29 protein-coding genes and 1 pseudogene are annotated in these 15,925 nt (G+C 34.1%); all 30 read right to left on the bottom strand.

Translation table 11 applies throughout. The features are described 5' to 3' along the window. Positions 1 to 5: 5 nt before the first annotated feature. Positions 6 to 128 (bottom strand): phage tail assembly chaperone GT, encoded by a 123-nt coding sequence (gene gpGT, locus HMPREF3031_RS13275; RefSeq protein WP_096754690.1) that lies wholly within the window; start codon positions 126 to 128, stop codon positions 6 to 8. A gap of 59 nt (positions 129 to 187) precedes the next feature. Beyond that, positions 188 to 634, bottom strand: a complete 447-nt coding sequence (gene gpG / locus HMPREF3031_RS06520) for a phage tail assembly chaperone G (RefSeq protein WP_070684439.1) — start codon at positions 632 to 634, stop codon at positions 188 to 190. Positions 635 to 729: 95 nt separating this feature from the next. Continuing rightward, positions 730 to 1,416: pseudogene (locus HMPREF3031_RS06515) on the bottom strand (major tail protein); the annotation flags it as partial. 11 nt (positions 1,417 to 1,427) lie between these two features. Further along, entirely contained in the window at positions 1,428 to 1,790 is a 363-nt protein-coding gene (locus HMPREF3031_RS06510; protein WP_070724761.1) for a DUF806 family protein, read from the bottom strand. Continuing rightward, positions 1,787 to 2,164 (bottom strand): HK97-gp10 family putative phage morphogenesis protein, encoded by a 378-nt coding sequence (locus HMPREF3031_RS06505; RefSeq protein ID WP_060804534.1) that lies wholly within the window; start codon positions 2,162 to 2,164, stop codon positions 1,787 to 1,789. The genes HMPREF3031_RS06510 and HMPREF3031_RS06505 overlap by 4 nt, the downstream gene beginning before the upstream one ends. Continuing rightward, positions 2,164 to 2,496 (bottom strand): phage head completion protein, encoded by a 333-nt coding sequence (locus HMPREF3031_RS06500; protein ID WP_023016039.1) that lies wholly within the window; start codon positions 2,494 to 2,496, stop codon positions 2,164 to 2,166. Before HMPREF3031_RS06500 ends, HMPREF3031_RS06505 begins: the two co-directional genes overlap by 1 nt. Next, complete coding sequence (locus HMPREF3031_RS06495) at positions 2,477 to 2,767, bottom strand: head-tail connector protein (RefSeq protein WP_031262785.1); 291 nt, start codon at positions 2,765 to 2,767, stop codon at positions 2,477 to 2,479. Before HMPREF3031_RS06495 ends, HMPREF3031_RS06500 begins: the two co-directional genes overlap by 20 nt. A 9-nt stretch (positions 2,768 to 2,776) precedes the next feature. After that, positions 2,777 to 2,932, bottom strand: coding sequence for a hypothetical protein (locus HMPREF3031_RS13440; RefSeq protein ID WP_180363400.1), 156 nt, complete (start codon positions 2,930 to 2,932; stop codon positions 2,777 to 2,779). 13 nt (positions 2,933 to 2,945) lie between these two features. Further along, the gene (locus HMPREF3031_RS06490) at positions 2,946 to 4,184 is read right to left on the bottom strand and encodes a phage major capsid protein (protein ID WP_023016042.1); all 1,239 of its coding nucleotides are present in this window, start codon (positions 4,182 to 4,184) and stop codon (positions 2,946 to 2,948) included. A gap of 93 nt (positions 4,185 to 4,277) precedes the next feature. Then, on the bottom strand, positions 4,278 to 4,853 hold the full coding sequence (locus HMPREF3031_RS06485; protein ID WP_023016043.1) for an HK97 family phage prohead protease: 576 nt from the start codon (positions 4,851 to 4,853) through the stop codon (positions 4,278 to 4,280). Then, positions 4,846 to 6,102: a phage portal protein gene (locus HMPREF3031_RS06480; protein WP_023016044.1), complete on the bottom strand. Its 1,257-nt coding sequence runs from the start codon at positions 6,100 to 6,102 to the stop codon at positions 4,846 to 4,848. The genes HMPREF3031_RS06485 and HMPREF3031_RS06480 overlap by 8 nt, the downstream gene beginning before the upstream one ends. A gap of 4 nt (positions 6,103 to 6,106) precedes the next feature. After that, the gene (locus HMPREF3031_RS06475; RefSeq protein WP_226956288.1) at positions 6,107 to 6,277 is read right to left on the bottom strand and encodes a hypothetical protein; all 171 of its coding nucleotides are present in this window, start codon (positions 6,275 to 6,277) and stop codon (positions 6,107 to 6,109) included. 38 nt (positions 6,278 to 6,315) lie between these two features. Next, positions 6,316 to 8,019: a terminase large subunit gene (locus tag HMPREF3031_RS06470; RefSeq protein WP_060804546.1), complete on the bottom strand. Its 1,704-nt coding sequence runs from the start codon at positions 8,017 to 8,019 to the stop codon at positions 6,316 to 6,318. After that, on the bottom strand, positions 8,016 to 8,489 hold the full coding sequence (locus HMPREF3031_RS06465; RefSeq protein WP_023016047.1) for a phage terminase small subunit P27 family: 474 nt from the start codon (positions 8,487 to 8,489) through the stop codon (positions 8,016 to 8,018). Before HMPREF3031_RS06465 ends, HMPREF3031_RS06470 begins: the two co-directional genes overlap by 4 nt. 92 nt (positions 8,490 to 8,581) lie before the next feature. Continuing rightward, positions 8,582 to 8,947, bottom strand: a complete 366-nt coding sequence (locus HMPREF3031_RS13810; protein WP_031262787.1) for an HNH endonuclease — start codon at positions 8,945 to 8,947, stop codon at positions 8,582 to 8,584. Between the two features lie 5 nt (positions 8,948 to 8,952). Next, positions 8,953 to 9,336 carry a hypothetical protein gene (locus tag HMPREF3031_RS06460; protein WP_070684441.1) on the bottom strand — a complete coding sequence of 128 codons (384 nt, stop codon included), beginning with the start codon at positions 9,334 to 9,336 and terminating at the stop codon, positions 8,953 to 8,955. A gap of 169 nt (positions 9,337 to 9,505) precedes the next feature. Continuing rightward, positions 9,506 to 9,904 carry a hypothetical protein gene (locus HMPREF3031_RS06455; RefSeq protein ID WP_070724759.1) on the bottom strand — a complete coding sequence of 133 codons (399 nt, stop codon included), beginning with the start codon at positions 9,902 to 9,904 and terminating at the stop codon, positions 9,506 to 9,508. A gap of 80 nt (positions 9,905 to 9,984) precedes the next feature. Further along, positions 9,985 to 10,170, bottom strand: a complete 186-nt coding sequence (locus HMPREF3031_RS06450) for a hypothetical protein (protein WP_070724757.1) — start codon at positions 10,168 to 10,170, stop codon at positions 9,985 to 9,987. Positions 10,171 to 10,352: 182 nt separating this feature from the next. Beyond that, on the bottom strand, positions 10,353 to 10,793 hold the full coding sequence (locus HMPREF3031_RS06445) for a hypothetical protein (RefSeq protein WP_070724755.1): 441 nt from the start codon (positions 10,791 to 10,793) through the stop codon (positions 10,353 to 10,355). Beyond that, positions 10,793 to 10,957: a transcriptional activator RinB gene (rinB, locus tag HMPREF3031_RS06440; RefSeq protein ID WP_070724753.1), complete on the bottom strand. Its 165-nt coding sequence runs from the start codon at positions 10,955 to 10,957 to the stop codon at positions 10,793 to 10,795. The genes HMPREF3031_RS06445 and rinB overlap by 1 nt, the downstream gene beginning before the upstream one ends. After that, the gene (locus HMPREF3031_RS06435; protein ID WP_023016055.1) at positions 10,950 to 11,141 is read right to left on the bottom strand and encodes a hypothetical protein; all 192 of its coding nucleotides are present in this window, start codon (positions 11,139 to 11,141) and stop codon (positions 10,950 to 10,952) included. Before HMPREF3031_RS06435 ends, rinB begins: the two co-directional genes overlap by 8 nt. A 109-nt stretch (positions 11,142 to 11,250) precedes the next feature. Further along, positions 11,251 to 11,673 (bottom strand): dUTP diphosphatase, encoded by a 423-nt coding sequence (gene dut / locus HMPREF3031_RS06430; RefSeq protein WP_070724772.1) that lies wholly within the window; start codon positions 11,671 to 11,673, stop codon positions 11,251 to 11,253. 233 nt (positions 11,674 to 11,906) lie between these two features. Then, entirely contained in the window at positions 11,907 to 12,152 is a 246-nt protein-coding gene (locus HMPREF3031_RS06425) for a hypothetical protein (RefSeq protein WP_096754555.1), read from the bottom strand. Positions 12,153 to 12,165: 13 nt separating this feature from the next. Then, positions 12,166 to 12,429 carry a hypothetical protein gene (locus HMPREF3031_RS06420; RefSeq protein WP_070724751.1) on the bottom strand — a complete coding sequence of 88 codons (264 nt, stop codon included), beginning with the start codon at positions 12,427 to 12,429 and terminating at the stop codon, positions 12,166 to 12,168. A gap of 120 nt (positions 12,430 to 12,549) precedes the next feature. Next, positions 12,550 to 13,083, bottom strand: coding sequence for a DUF3310 domain-containing protein (locus HMPREF3031_RS12990; RefSeq protein WP_257243517.1), 534 nt, complete (start codon positions 13,081 to 13,083; stop codon positions 12,550 to 12,552). Then, positions 13,084 to 13,599, bottom strand: a complete 516-nt coding sequence (locus HMPREF3031_RS06405) for an SA1788 family PVL leukocidin-associated protein (protein ID WP_070724748.1) — start codon at positions 13,597 to 13,599, stop codon at positions 13,084 to 13,086. A gap of 12 nt (positions 13,600 to 13,611) precedes the next feature. Continuing rightward, complete coding sequence (locus HMPREF3031_RS06400; protein ID WP_070724745.1) at positions 13,612 to 13,803, bottom strand: hypothetical protein; 192 nt, start codon at positions 13,801 to 13,803, stop codon at positions 13,612 to 13,614. After that, on the bottom strand, positions 13,804 to 14,211 hold the full coding sequence (locus HMPREF3031_RS06395) for a RusA family crossover junction endodeoxyribonuclease (protein ID WP_070724744.1): 408 nt from the start codon (positions 14,209 to 14,211) through the stop codon (positions 13,804 to 13,806). It abuts the gene before it with no gap. Positions 14,212 to 14,376: 165 nt separating this feature from the next. Beyond that, complete coding sequence (locus tag HMPREF3031_RS06385; RefSeq protein ID WP_070724740.1) at positions 14,377 to 15,162, bottom strand: ATP-binding protein; 786 nt, start codon at positions 15,160 to 15,162, stop codon at positions 14,377 to 14,379. Continuing rightward, positions 15,163 to 15,891, bottom strand: a complete 729-nt coding sequence (locus HMPREF3031_RS06380) for a conserved phage C-terminal domain-containing protein (RefSeq protein WP_070724739.1) — start codon at positions 15,889 to 15,891, stop codon at positions 15,163 to 15,165. Positions 15,892 to 15,925 lie beyond the last annotated feature (34 nt).

Raw genomic sequence — 15,925 nt, 5'->3', positions numbered from 1 at the left:
TTTCTTTAGAAAATATCTGCAAAGCTTTTTGCTTTTTGCTTGCTTTCCACTTTGCTGCTTACAATTTCTAAAAAGAAATGAATAGGCATATTTGCTACTTTTTCAGCATCCATACCATCTTCAATCAACTTTTTTGCAAGCTTCATATAGTTGTTATATCTGCCTTCAGGAGTTAAATCTTCAAGGTTTATTTCTTCTTCTCTGTCACGAACTTTTTTGTATCGTCTAAATCTCCTGAAATAAGTGTTTCTAAAACAGTAACTAAAGTACTAAGACCTTCAGCGCCTGCTGGAATACCTTTTTGCAACTCCTCTGATGTGAATTGGTTATCAAATCCTTCTGCTACAAATGCTGTAACTTCATCTAAAACTTCAAATTGTTCTGAAACCAATTCTTGATACTCTTCAACTTTAGCTTGATATTCTTTTTGTTCTGTTTCACTCAACTTGTCAAATTCCTCTTGTGTTAAATCTTCAAAATCCGGTTGTTTAAACGTTTTTGTTAGTTTTGCAGATAACTTTGAACCTTGAATTGTGTCAAAAAGTGACATCATCGGCTTTGCTAAGTATTTTTTAGTCTGTGGTTTACCTGTTTTTGTATATCCTGTAATAAGTTCAATTGATGCTCTTGTCATAATTATATTCCTTCTTTCTGATTTTAAATTTTTCATTAAAAAAAGAGGGGAATTCCCCTCTTAAAGTTTTATAGTGATTGTAATTCTTCTGAGTCCTCTGGTGATGTGCTATCTTTCATTGACTTAACAACTGTTTCACTTTCACTTGGTGCTAATGAGTTGATAAAATCTTCATAAGTTTTTCCGAATGTTTCTAAGAAAACATAGTCGCGACCTTTTGTAGAACCTTTATCATCATAACCAGTCACATGCGATGATTCATCATATAAACGGTCTACAAATGAACCTTCAACTTCATCATTTTGGAATTCAACCTTATCTTGTTTTGATTGTCCTGATAATGATGGACGCGTAAATTTACCTTTAAATAGTCCCACCCATTCAGATGAGCCATCATGGTTTGTACGCTCGAATACTACCGCTACATCTGGTGGAATATCATTCGCTCCGTATTTATATCCTCCGTCACCTTTTTTAGCACCGGATAAGAAAGCTTTTTGATCTGCAGGGATGGAAACGAAAGTTGTTTTAACTGATAATTTACCGTTAGAAACAGCAGTTGCTGCAACCATATTATCTCCATATTCTTCTTCCACTTCTTGTGGTCGGTCAACTTCGATTTCTTTCAAGAAACGTGTACGAGAACCTGGTTTTACTTCCCAGTTTTCACTTGTATCTTTAACAATAGGCGCCCAATAGAAATTTGTAACACCAATTGCAATACCGGAAACTCCTGTATCCTTTTCTGCAAAATGCTGTAAATTTAACTTTAATTTTTCCATAAAAATTCCTCCTAAATAAAAAGAGAACCATTTGCACGAATTATTTCACGAAACGTCATTGTTTCTACTTCGTACAAGGGTTCTCTATAATATGATTTAAAATCTAATTCCTTTAATCTTTTTGTAATTCGTTCAGCTTGCTCGCTTGGCTCATTTTCAGACCACCAAATATCTACTTGAACATCGTATTCTCTAGTCATTTCTTCATTGTCAGCATATTCTTCAGGATTAAAAGGCAAAGGAAATATCCTAACAATTGGTTTACTAGTCTGTGTATGAAAGTTTTGAGGTACTACATACCTAAAAATATTATCTTTTATAGTAATCCGCTCATCTTTAATGATTTCATTATAGATTAATTCGGTTATACTCATTTAATCACCTTCTTCATGGCACTTAACATCTTTCGATAAACGAGTTGTCTATTGTTTTTCTCTGTCTTAGTAATCCATAATTGCGGACGTTGATACATGGTTCCAAACTCTGTTGCGTGTATACGATGTGAATAACCTTTTTCGTAACCTACAACAATGTACTTTTCATAACTGTTTTTATCAGTCCTTACATTAGAAATAGTTACGTGACTCTTTGCATGTTTTTTTCTATCGCTGACGGGAGTGGTTCTAGCTAGTTCAGGTACTAACGCTTGAGCTGCTTCTCTTAACACTTGATTTTGCTTAGCATTAAATTCAAGCTGCTTTCTAACAAGACCTTGCTCAATGTCATTTTTTTCAATTTTAGCAGGCATTATAAAATAACCTCACAATATACTCGAATGAAAGCTTTATCTTGATAATCCTTCTTTACATAAATAATGTCATACCTTTCACCTTCATGTAACACATAGTGCTTGTTATTTGGCTTATATTCACCACGAGGATCTCTAATGATAATAGTTTTAATAAATTTAGATCCTGTACTGATACTTGTTTGTGTGTCTGATTCTCTCGCGTCTTGAATGGCTGCATAACAACTATATAATTCTTGTGGGACAGGTTTTTGTGGTAAGCCGTTAATAGATTTACTTATGTCTTCACAAAAAGTAACCCGCTCGTTTAATCTATTTGAATTGAATTTCATATGCATCCCTCAACTTATGAACTACACTTAGAACCATATGTGGCGCATAATTCAAATCTCGTTCTTCAAAAGCAATACGATTTTCAAAATAATAAGCGGTCAAAGGATATACAGCCGCTCTAAACAACGGTTGTTCCTCCAACCACTCTATATCATCTGTAACTGCATCAGCTATATCGTATTTCGCCCAAGTGTAGTATTCTTCTAGCAAGTCATCTTCAGAATTGTGGTCGATTTTACAATGCTTTTTTAAAAGTGTTAAGTCCACCACACTTCACCTCTAGTCATCAATTCTAGTTAATATACCATTTTTAGGTTTGCCATTTTTGTTAACTTCATTTGCACGTTTCACAGTCATTTCTACTTCTTCACCCTTTTGCAAGGTACGTTTTAATTCTTTATCAATATATGCTTGATTCACTTTATATTTAGCCATGTTCTATTCCTCCTTATAAAGTTTGTACTTCTTCAGTTGCTTCATCTTTAAAGTGAACAACCACTGCTGCTTTATAATCTAAAATACGGCAATCTTGACGAACAGCAACCATCAAGCACTCACCGAAGTGCATATAGTCTGTCCATTGAGCTTGGTACTGTGAACGATCAAATAACACAATAGCATCTTTTAAGTTACCAATAATTAACGTTTCCGCTCCAGAATCTCCTAACATTTCATCAGGTAAAATCTCTACTTTAGCACCTAACAAACGTTGTTGTGTTTTCTCTTTAACATCCGGTTGAATTAAGTAATTACCATTTTTGTCTTTCAACTTGTCTAACTTAGCAAACAATGTTTGTGATACAATCGCCACATTATGTTCATAGTTAGGTTTCACATTTAAATTAATTGCATCTTTTAAGCCATCGATACCTGCAGCCTCAACAGAACGTAATTTTGTACTGTCTCCATTTTCTCCTGGTCCTCCATTCTGGATTACATCAATAATAGCTTGGTTTCGTGTTGCCGCAATCGTACGAGCCATCCATAATTTTAATTCTTGTAGCACATTGACTTTCGCATCTTCAATTGCTTCACGTGAAATTCGGAAATAACCACGGCGTGTTTTGATGTCATATGCCAGTTGGAAGAATGGCTTAACTGCTAACTCAGGATTTTCAGCAAGTTCTTCAACTTCTGGTAACGCTGCAACTTCTGATTGTCGTACAACTGGATATTTTCCAGAACCATTATTAACTTTCTTAACTGTTACATATTTATCTAAGTTAAATTCAACTTCTTTAAGTTTTAAAATATCAGTCACAATTTCTTCTGGAATGACAACGAAACCAGAATCTGTTTTTAATGATCCACCTTGAATGTCATCTCGAGTTTCAAGATAATTTTGGAAATCCCTAACTTCTTGTGAAGTTACTTGTGTTTGTTGCCCAGGAATAGCTAAATCGAAAACATTACCATATTTACCCATTGAACGTACATTCACATTACCTTCAGTTTGACTTGGTTCTGTATTTCCTTCGTTACTTTTATTATCATCATCTTCTTTAATTTTAGATAATTCTTCTTCTTTTTCTTGAATTTTTTTGCGTAATTCTGCAATTTCCTGTTCAAGTTGTTCTGCTTTCTCCAACTCATCATTATCTAACGCACGCGTAGCGATTTTTACTTTTAGGTCAATTTGACGTTGTGCATCTTTAATCGATGCTTGTAGTTTTTGTTTTTTATTCATTATAGAACCTCCAATTTTTAATATTAAAAAAAGACATCATCTTATAGACATGTCCTAGGTTGTATTTTTTATGGTGTTCAACTTCACCGAATATTATTTTTGATTAGCATATTCATTAATTTTGTTTCTAAGTTTGAACTTGCGTTTTTCTCGTTCAAAATTCTCTATACTTCTAATTGCTGGTTTAACATCAGTATCTTTATAGGCTGGATAAGTAACCACCGATACATCAGTTAATTGACTGATGCTTTTTAAAGTACGTTTATAAATACCTTCTTGCTCATCATAACGCAGTTCATCGCCTTTCTTATCTAACATAAAACCAAATGAACATTGATTTATGTTACCAAGGCGCATATTTTCGTATAAATCACGTGCGAATGTTGTATTAGGTAACTCACAACGATATTTTAATCCAACATCATCTACTCGAAGTGCTAAGGTACCAGCACTTGTTCTTCCAATGATTTGCGATGGTTGATGGTCGACTAAACAACGTACATCAGATAAGTCTGTGTTTCTTAATGCTTCTTTAGAGATTGTTTCTTTGAAACCACCTAAATCTTCTGACCATGTATCAAACTTTAACGCATAACCTTCAATAATCATTTTTTGGTCATCACTAGTCCTTACCTCATCAACAACGCCTACTCTGATTTCTTTATCCATTTTGTTCACCACCTTTCAGTTTGTTGTCTGTACCTTTCGATTTATTCATTTGGTACTCATCTACCAGACTGATATTCACATGGTTTAAGTCAACGCGATGAATACTGCCGTGTCCACCAGGAATAGGTGGTAAGCCATCACGCTTTCTAATTTCATCAATATTTGTTTTTCCACTATCCAAGTTGATTTTATCTATTTCTGCTTGTGTTTTTTCATCTACCACACGAATTTCAGTAGTGTCAAAGATAAACTCTTTAAAATCATCTGTGATTTCATCATTAAACTTAAAGTTTAATTCTGCACATACACATGTTGTATAAGGTTTTAATGTAGATAAATAGTCTAAATTAGCATCTGTGATACTCATATTAGTTGTTTCTACACCAAATTTATGAAGGGGTATCCCAAATACTCCGGCAATCTCTCGAGTAGACGACTTATTTTCTCTAATAAGTTTCAAAACCTCTGTATCTACCTCAAGTTGATCGAATGTCATTGATTCATCTAGAACAACAACCTTACCTGCCTGTTTAGTACCACTGAAAGCTCTATGGAATTCTTCCCTTGCTCGATTTCTTGCTTTCTTATCATTTAATACACCTTTCATTTTAAGAATACCGCCTGCATGTGTACCATTTCTCAGGAAATTATTAAGAAAATCTTTACCATTATTATCTGCATCAATGGTTTTGTTGAGTGTATCTAATAAAGATAAACCATTAATACCATCTAATGAGTAAAATTTTATATCTAACATATCATCAAAATTAATTTTTCGTTCAATCATCTTTCCATTTTCAGTGATTGTTCTAAATTTATAATAATAATAACCACCATCTGATACTTTCAATTGAACTTCTGATGTTTTTCTAAAAACTAACGCTTCTGGTAACCCCAATTTATCTCTGATAATTTCTACATAACCATGAGATGTTAATAGTGCATTGATAAACACAACTAATTTAAAGATATAGCCGTTATATACTGCATTTGGTCTTGTATTCAACAAGTGAGTAATACGATTATTATAATCTATTTCTCTGTTTTCCATTAGCCTGATGGGCATACGAGCCAAATCAGATGCAATCATTGTGACAGCAGTAAATACATCACTGTGTTTAATAGCATCAACAGACGCATATTCACGAATATTACTCCCTTGAAATCCTGGCAATGTACTAACCATCATTTGCAAGTCTTCTTCGTTGTACTGTAAATCTCGTTTTTCTGCTTTATAGAAAATACCCACTTATTTACCCCCTTTCTTTAGACTCATGATCGATAATTAACGCAATCAGAATCAAAGTTAAACCTGTAGCAATTAATCCGAAAACTAAACCAAAGCCGATATACATTGCAATATTAACCACAGTTAAACCTATTAAAAATAGGATACTGACGATATTAACAATTAGCAATTTCAAAAAAATATATATCTTATTAAAATTCATTTACTCACCACCTAGAAGCCAAATTCAGCACTTTCATAAATAGATGACCAATCAATCTCAAATTCATGCATACGTGCTTCACTAAATGCTGTGATTATTGAAATAATAGGGTCAATTTTTTGTCTGTTGATACGTTTATCAATTTTCACATTATCTTCGTAATCAAAAGCTAATACTGCGTTATTCACTGCTATTGTTAGCAAGTCATTACCAAAATGTTTTAATCGCCTTTCAGCTATCCACATTCTGAATTCTTTTATGGGCTGTGAAAGTTGTTTAAAGTTTTGGCCTACTTCAATTAAATCCCAATCAATCATCATTGTTTCTAGGGTAGTGATAAAAGATTGTGCATTCCAAGGATCATAACAAACAGCTTTAACATTGAGATTGTATTTGTCTATGATATCTGCAATAAATTCAATAACTTGTCGATAATCAATCATTCCAGAAGGTGAACGGGTTGTTTCTGCCTCTCCATTATGAATAACTTTTTGATAGTCAATCTTATCTCTTTTTGATTTTTGCTCTAATGTAGTTCGTAAACCTATAAATGAGTGACTATCAATCAACATTGTTTTATCTTCTTGCGGAAATAGGAAACCTACACTGGTTAAATCATCTAACCTTGAAAGGTCAACCCCAATATAAACATCGCTTCCATATATTTTTGATACGTCTTTCTCAATTTCCGCATTTTCCCACTCTCGGATGTTTATTAAGCTATCTTCTTTATTAGCTTGCCAAAGATTGAAGTTTTTAATTAGTATTTTATGGAATGATGTCCCTTTTTCTAACTCATCTTGAATATCCGCTTTAATGTTACGAAGAATTGTATCCCTATGTTCATCTGATTCCAACAAGGGCATTGCTTTAATCCATAAAGATTCATCATTTACCTCATCTTCTGAATCCATTTCTGCACAATATACGAAGTAATTATCCGCTTTCACCTCTCCAGATAAAATATTATTGATGTATTTATACTCTTGATACATTTGACTATTTAAATTATCACCTGCTGTAGATATTAAGAGAGTAAGGGGATTCTTTTGAAGCGTCATACCTGTTTTAAACCTTGAATACATCTCATCATCCGGCATACTGGCCAATTCATCTAAAATCGCAACGGTAGGGTCTTTACCATCAACCGCATCTGGATTATTAGAAAGCGGTTCAAACACACTCTCTGATGTTATATGCGCAAGGTCTGTTTTACGCGCTTCTGTAGATTTACGGATTAAATCACTTTTAGAACGTAGTAATTTAATTTGTTGACTTGCCATTTTAAAAATCGTCTGTGCTTGTTTATACGTCGAAGATGATACATATATTTGACGATTATATTTAGGATATTGACCAAATAACAATTCATTCAGTGACATACCTGAGACAATTAATGACTTACCTTGTTTTCTTGCCATACTAATATAAGCTTTCGTAAAACGTCTGAAACCACCGCGTCTACGCCATCCATATATACTACCTACAATGAACTTTTGAAATAGCATTAAAGGCATAGGTTGATTTGTTTTAGGATCAGGAAGCATTTCTATAAATTTAATAGCTTTATTTGCTTGGTCAACATCGAAATAACAATCTAATGGAGCATTTTTCAAATCATCTAAGTGTCTTTGAGCCACTGCTATATTTTTCTTACTTGCTAAGATTTCTCCACTAACAACTTTCTTAGCGTATAGTGTTACAAAATCTATCATTGAGCATCACTCGCAAATTGTGCAAATGGGTCGTCCTCTTCTTCCTCTTCAGGAACAACTATTCGCAGTCTACTATCAATAGTTAATCCTAATGTGTTGGCTGTTTGCTGCATACGAATACCCGCCTTCTCTTTTACATTGAAAGCGGGATTGATCTTCATATTACCTCGTGTGTCTTCAATCATTAGTTCTTCTTTTTCTAAAATTAAACTTGCTTTTACAAAATCACTATAGAAACTACAATATTGTGCAATTTGACCTTTATCTAAGTTAGAAATTGGTAATTCTTGCATATGAGGGATAATCCGTAAGTATTCCTCTCTTGCAATTTCATCTAAAAAGCTTGGTGGTGTAGAATCTATTTTGGAGAATTTACTCAACTGTGTTTCTTGTCGTTCTTTTTCGATAATTTCTTCTTTTGTATAATTTTTATTGGAATTCATCAATAATTTTTTAGGTCTACCAGCCAAATTTAGCACCTCCTAATAAAATTTCTAGATAAAGGGAATTTTTTGAGAAGAAAACTCTGCCTCGTTCTCGAGTAGTTTAATATTACACCCCGTTATTTCCTGTGGGGGACTTCACTTTGTTCTCTTTTCGTTTTTCTGTTGTGGCATTCATTGCATAATGGTTGAAGGTTTTCTTTTTCCAATCTTTTCGACCAATCTATTTTTGTTGGTATGATATGGTCAACAACATTTGCTTGCCTTCCACATTGTCTACACAAGTAATGATTATCTATCATCACAAGTTCCCTCATGTTCTGCCATTGTTTTGATTTATAAAACCTTAAGTATTCTGGATCATTTCTTTGTCTCAAATCATTGTATTTACCGTTAATATAAGTCTTATGCTTGTTGCAATATGTTTCATTGTAGCTTATCAACGTATTACATGTTGGGTGACTACATCTACGCATTATCCCAATTACTTTCACCTTCTTAATGAATTAATATCAATTACTAAGTCTTTATCTCTGTTAGCAATCAACAATTGATTACCAATAACATCATGTACAATATATCTTTCTTTCTCATACGTAACAGTATCTCCTACATCAATTAGGTTATGCATGTTAGGTTGATAACTATTTATATTGATACCAGCGACTGTATCTAGCGTTATGTTATTCAATGTAGCTAACGCTGTTAAATCTTCTAACACTTCTCCTAACATAACTGTAAGTTCTTCATTACCTATATTTTCAATATTATTGTTATATACATCAGCAATGTTACCTACTGTTGTCATCAGATGCAGTATATGATGCTGTTTCTCTTTAGGTTTCTTTAGAGACTGATACTTATTAAATTCCATTGTTCACCTCATAATAAAAGAGACACACCACGTTAGTGATGTGCCTCAGTTATAATATAGTATTGATCGCGCGTATCTTTGCAAATTAATAATATTGTTGTAACTCAATTATATAAAATTAATTCAGCTAAACAAAACAGTGTGTAATCTGTGTAAAGTGTGTAATCTGTTACCCCTGTGCGTTCATAAATACATCTACTATTTGATTGATTCTACTGTAAACATTCTTTCTGCTCGACTTCATCAACACCTCAATAGCAGTAATACTTTCTCCCTGCTTCAACAATTGCAAGATATGATAGTTTTTATCATTAGTAATCAAGTGTTCATGCTTATCAATAAAGGTTACCTTATCAATCAAATCTTGTGTCTTACGTTTATCTTTATCATTCTGTATAACCCTTACTAAAACTTTATTGCCTGTAGTCCCCTGTGCTTTAGGCATTGACGACTCGATACCATACTGTCCGATAGATGTACTATCATACTCATATACTTGATGATCAATTAATCTGCGCATCCAATGATAATCTGTAATCAATTGTTTTACTTCGGTTGGCGTATACATGTATAACCTCCATTAATGAATAATGTATACGTCTATGATAACATTTTATTATAACTTTTGCGATGTGCGATAACCTAATCTTATAACAATTTACTGAAGATATCTTCTTTAACTGCTTCAAGTGTATTTAGTTCTTCTTCTAACTCATTCAAACGCTGACTCATTTTTTTAATACTTTCCTCAATATCATGCACTTCTTCTTCGCGGAACTCTATACGTTCCTCTACTTGTTTAATTAACTTTAAGTAATAATCTCTCTTATTCATTTTCTTCCATTCCTTTCAATCAATTTTTCTATTATATTATCCCTCAACTCTAACTCTTCATTCAACTCTCTGTTCGCCATATAAAGCACAAGAGAGAGCAGAGCGAAGAGAATGGTTAGTGCTATCCACATCAATCACTCACCCCTACTTTTAAATTATTAAGGTGTATATGCCAGAACATATTACTTACCTCCAATATCCCCAATTATTTCTTTAATCGCTACATAATCAGGAGTGAAGATACCTATGATATTTGATAATATAAATGGAACTCCGACTATTATAAAAAACAATGAAAGTACCAACATTCCAACAGCTATAAATCTATATATATCTTCTCTGTCTCCATCTCTTTCTTGATGTTCTGGTATAATTCGCTTTTTTTCCCCGAAAATGTATGAGAAAGCTTCTCTTTCAGGTACAGTATAATAAACTTCTTTTCTAAACAACTTCCAACTCATTGTAATTAATGTCAAAGCAAAACAAATTAATATAATTCCAACTATAGAATATATTAAACTTGATACCCATACGCCATGTACATATGTTTCCCAGCCGTGAGAACTAATCTGTTTAAACCCTTCTGCTAACTCGTCGTATCTTTTTAACACTTCTTTATCCATTACTCACTCACCTCTGCTTTAATGTTATGATCGTGTATGTCGAAGTCTGCAGGTGCTTCCACATCATCGTTCTGTGTACGGTAAATAATAAGTTGTTCAGTGATGTATTTAGCTGCTTCGTATAGTGCAAGAGTTAAAATTAGTTTGAGTATTGTTTTAATCATTGTCTTCCTCCAAAATTAACGATTCGATGTATTCTGTTTTAACCCAACACTTCTTTTTAATTATATTTTCAACAAGCACATATCCGATGGTATTTAAAATATTTTCAGCATACTCATCGAATGACTTATGCGTATATGCGAAGTATATATTATTACTGCACGTTATTAATTTTATTTTATTCATCTTCTACCTCCTAAAAGCAAGGCGGACGAACCGCTAAGCTTGTTTTTTAAACCCGTCGAATCCAACCGGTTTAATTTTTTATACGTATCGAATTCGAGGCGGTTAACATTTATTCTCCTGTGCTTCCATATGCACCTCTGTTACTTTCATTTTCAAACTCTTCTACTTCTACCGGCTGCATATAAGAAACGGGTGCGATGACTAGCTGTGCTAAACGTTCGCCTTGTTTAACAGTTATAGGTTCATTACTGATATTATCTGTGATAATTCCTATCTCTTTGTGGTAGGTTTGATCTATCGTACCCAACGCTACACGCAGTTTAGTTTTAAGCGATTTACCAGAACGTGGTCTGATTTGTGCTTCATAACCATAAGGTAAGTTAATTGCAACATCTGTTTTAACTGCTACTGTTGTATGAGATTCAATCACTGTTGTTTCAGACACATATAGGTCTAAACCGGAATCAGTTTCATTAGCGCGTTTCGGCATTGTTGCGTTTTCAGAGAGTAACTTAATTTGTAGTTTAGTCATTTTTTTGTCCTCCACTTTTGATACTTCATATCTAATTCCACTCAACACTTCACTATCTGGTTCGCCTTCTGCTTGTTGGTCGTCAATCATCTCTTTAATGCGGTCAAACGCCTTTGCCTTTTCCAGCACCTCCACATGCTCTTTGTAAATATCTTGATGTGTTTGCATGTGTGGGTATTTTTCTGCCAATGCTTTAGCACCTTCTACTTGTTTTTCCATGTATTTGTATGCCATTATGCTTCACCCTCCATAAAAATGTTATTATTCAACTGCATTCCTACTTGAATTCTTTTATCGTCATTACCAAATTCGTTTCTCAAATCTTTTTCTACACTTTTACAATAGTTGTCCCATGCCCTCGCTTTTTTATACACAGATTCGATACCATCTACATATCGTTCTACTAAATCATCTGGATAATCCGAAGATAATATTATGCTTTGGATTCTTGTCACATCTTCATAGTTAAGTTCGCCCATCCCAATCCCTCCTTTACTTTGCTACGATCTGCATTTGCGTTTTCATCTCATCACCATAAGGTGAAAGTATCTCAAACCATTCATATGCTGTTTCTCTGCTACCACATGACATACAGAAAGGTAATTCAAAACAATGCCATTGTTGTGGTTCTAAGTCCTCTGATTGTGCAGACGGTTGGTATCTTGCTTCCATACGTTCTACAACTTCTTCTGGCAAGGTAATTCCTAACTTGTCTAAGACTTCTTCAATTTTAAGATTGCCTATTCTGACTTTCATTCCAACTCCTCCTGTTAATCAAATAATCCTCTCTAGCAACGATTGCAGTAATGCGTGTAGGGCTTGCATCAATCACAAACCCTTTTACACCTCTGCTTTGTAACTCTTTCTCTAGTTGCGTTAAACTACGTCCTCGTGTGTCTGATTTGAAACGCTGTTTAATTGTGTTTGATAAATCACGCATCTACTTACCCCAACACTCAATCGCAAATTCAATGCTCTGTCTCGCTTTTTAATATCTTCCAATCCATTCTTTCTAGGCGCACGCATCAAATATTTTAAGGCATTACCTACGTGATAAAAGACAGGAGCTGATTTGTAAGTTCTTCCTACTAATTCAATAATTATTGCTGTTGTAAATTGACCGAACTGGTAATGATTAGGTTGATGTACTGAATTATTTTTGCAATCTTCAAAATGTTCAGCTTTCTTAAAAGATATTGGCAGTTTGTCGAAGTAATCCTCATCTGTTAACTCGAACGGATCATCAATGCCTTTCAATTTAACTAACAATGATTGTTCATCATTCCTGTTAATTTCCCTAATTACTACGCCTGCATGACCGTCATCTCCATTAGGTCCTTGCACATTCAATCCACGATATTGCCAAAGAATAATCTCATCGCCTACGTGTAATTCTTTTACTTCTCTCATCTAACGCACCGCCTTTGGATAGATAGATGTGTCCATAAGGTATTGTGTGTATTTGCCACGCAAATGGACTTGAGGTGTACCGTCGTATAACCAAGGACGCTCTTTTCTTCTGCGTGCTTCTGCTTGTTCTGCTAACTTCTTTTTCTTTTCTGCTTCTTCTATGTTAAATGTCGGTTTATGTTCTTCAAGATAGTATTCAAAGTCGTCTCCTATGATTTCTTCAAAGCTCTTGCCTTCTTGATACTTTTTATTGATTTGGTATCTTTCAATCTTGATTTTCTGCATCTCATTCAAAGGTACATATAAAGTTACATCCGGAAAATCTCTTCTCCAATAAATAGAACCCCATTTAGTTATATAATCTCTACGCAGGGTAGTCGCTTCTTCCTTACTCCATCCGTGGTTCATACGTTTTTCAACCAGCAATAAATTCAAGGCCTTGCATTTAATCTGACGCATGTCTTCAGGTGTCAACGCCACCGCTTTATTATTTACATAGATTGTATTTCTAGACATTACTCTAACCTCCTACAATAACCGCTCTACATCTGTGACTTCTAAGTCATCCATGTAGGCTTCTGGTTCCTTATGAATTTTATTGATCAAACTATTTTCCATAGCTTGTGTATTTTCATGTTTGTGAAATGTATCTCTGACTTTAGCTGTAAATGTTACTGTGCATTTGAATTGCATTTCTACGTCGTCATTGTCGATATTCAATTAATCTACCTCCTCGATTTCCATGATGATTTTAGCTTCATTACCATATTGCTTTAAGGTTCTTACATCTACAATCTGGCCATCATCTTTCCACAAATGCTTATTACCGGCATCTAAAACAGTTTTCATCAAATTATCTACATCAGGTTTTGTAGACTTATACTTACCGACCATTGCCAAGCGTTTCTTCTTACTCCAACTTTCAGGCGGTATAAAGATAAACTTCAACGTTACAATCACGCTATTTTCTAACATAAGTTTAGGCATCTGCTTTTGTATAAAAGCTTTATGCGCCGTATAAGTTGCAGGCATATAGGTTTGTACATAGTTACCTCTTTTACTGAATCTCGGTCTTGGTGAAGCCATAGGTGCTTTATGTGTTTCGTTGAATTTAATTTCTATTTCCATAAGACACCTCTATTTGACGCACAGCGGGCGTTGTACGACGTTTTTTACATTGGTATAGGAATAAGTCGTACAATCTATCAGCGTTGCCCTGTGCTTGTGTAATCATCATCTCTGCAAACACTGAACTGCAGTTAAGATGACGCATGATATATTCTTTGGTTAACATCAAAAATTTAACCCTCTCATTCTGTAATCTTCACCATTCATATTGATTGTTGTAGTATTTTTCATCATTCGACTAAATATTTTGGCCAGATCCTTATTTTGTATCAGTTCTTTACTACTGTTATTAGTAGTGATGATATTGTGCTTGCCAGTACGTGATTCCATTACTTCAAACAGCTTCTGTACACCGAAGTTGCTTAATGATGTTCCATAATCATCTAATACAAGCAAGTCAACATCAGATATTGCTTTATCTATTTCTCTTTCAGTAATTTGAGAAGATTTGTTATATGTGTCTTTATAGGTTGTAATTAACTGCGGTACATTCATATATAAAACCGAGTAACCTTTCTCTTTTACACGCTTGATAGTGGCCATAGATAAATGACTCTTGCCTGTGCCATAACTACCGAATAATAAAATGGATTGTTTGTTATCTAAAGTGAAGTTGTTCGCATATCGTTCTAGTAATGCTTTCGCTCTAGCAAGTTGTTCACTTGTAGGCTGGTAATTATCAAAGGTTGCATCTGCCAGATCATCATTGATAATAGATTTTTTAAAGATTGCGTTTGCTTTAATACGTTGTTGTTTTCTTTTAAAGTTTTCAGTCGATTGTTTAGCGAATGCTATCATGTCACAATCACAACCGTCTTTGATGATTTGACCGTTATCGAATTCGTAGTAATCATAATCTCTACCGCACTTGCTGCAGTGCAATCCTAATTCTTGATTAACTATCTTATTTTTAAATTTCGCTTTTTTAGCTATTTCAGAAAACGAGTTCATCTAAAACACATCCTCATATTGCTTTTTCCATTCTTCGTCAACAGCGTTGGGTTGTTGTTGGTTAAGATAACCTTCAAATTTAGTACCGAATAATGTTTCGGGTCTCAGATACTGGTTCATCTTTTTATCTTCCAGCCATTGATCGCTCATGTTGTCTATTACTTTTTTGAAGTCGTCTAAGTTAAATCCTTCTTTAACTCTAGCTCTAATTAGGGACTGAGTCTTTTTGGTAGTATGTTTATATTGCTTGCCTGTTCTTTTATTCAAATAATCTATTACCTGTTGGTACGGTGCTGTCGGGTTGCCCGACATAGTATCTATTCTATTCATAGTATTATCTCTTGTATTATTAATACTTGTATTATTCTCTTGGAAGTTTGTTTCCATAGGGGGTAGGAAATCTTTTTCTATACCCCTATGGAATTTATTTTCTACAGGTATAGAAGATTGCGTCATGGGGTACATTCTTCTCTGTTTAACTTCATTGCCTTTATATTTGAATTCTATTGTTAAGTAACCTTGCTCTTTAAGGTTGTTTACTCTTGCTGATATAGTTCTTTTAGTTACATCGTATAACCTTGCAAAATAATTATTACTTGCAGTACAATAGCCGAATTTGTTACTCAATGCAGTGATTTCTGCGTATAGTAATTTCTCACTATCTGTGAGTCTATTATCATACCTAACAGCTGCAGTGATTATTGCGTAATAACTGGGTTGGTCGCTCATATGCATTCTCCTTTCTGGTATAATCTTTCTGAAT

The organism is Staphylococcus sp. HMSC072B07 (assembly GCF_001815505.1).
In the GTDB taxonomy this organism is placed as follows: domain Bacteria; phylum Bacillota; class Bacilli; order Staphylococcales; family Staphylococcaceae; genus Staphylococcus; species Staphylococcus simulans.
Note: the sequence above shows the minus strand (reverse complement) of the source record. Positions and strands in the feature narration are given on the sequence as shown.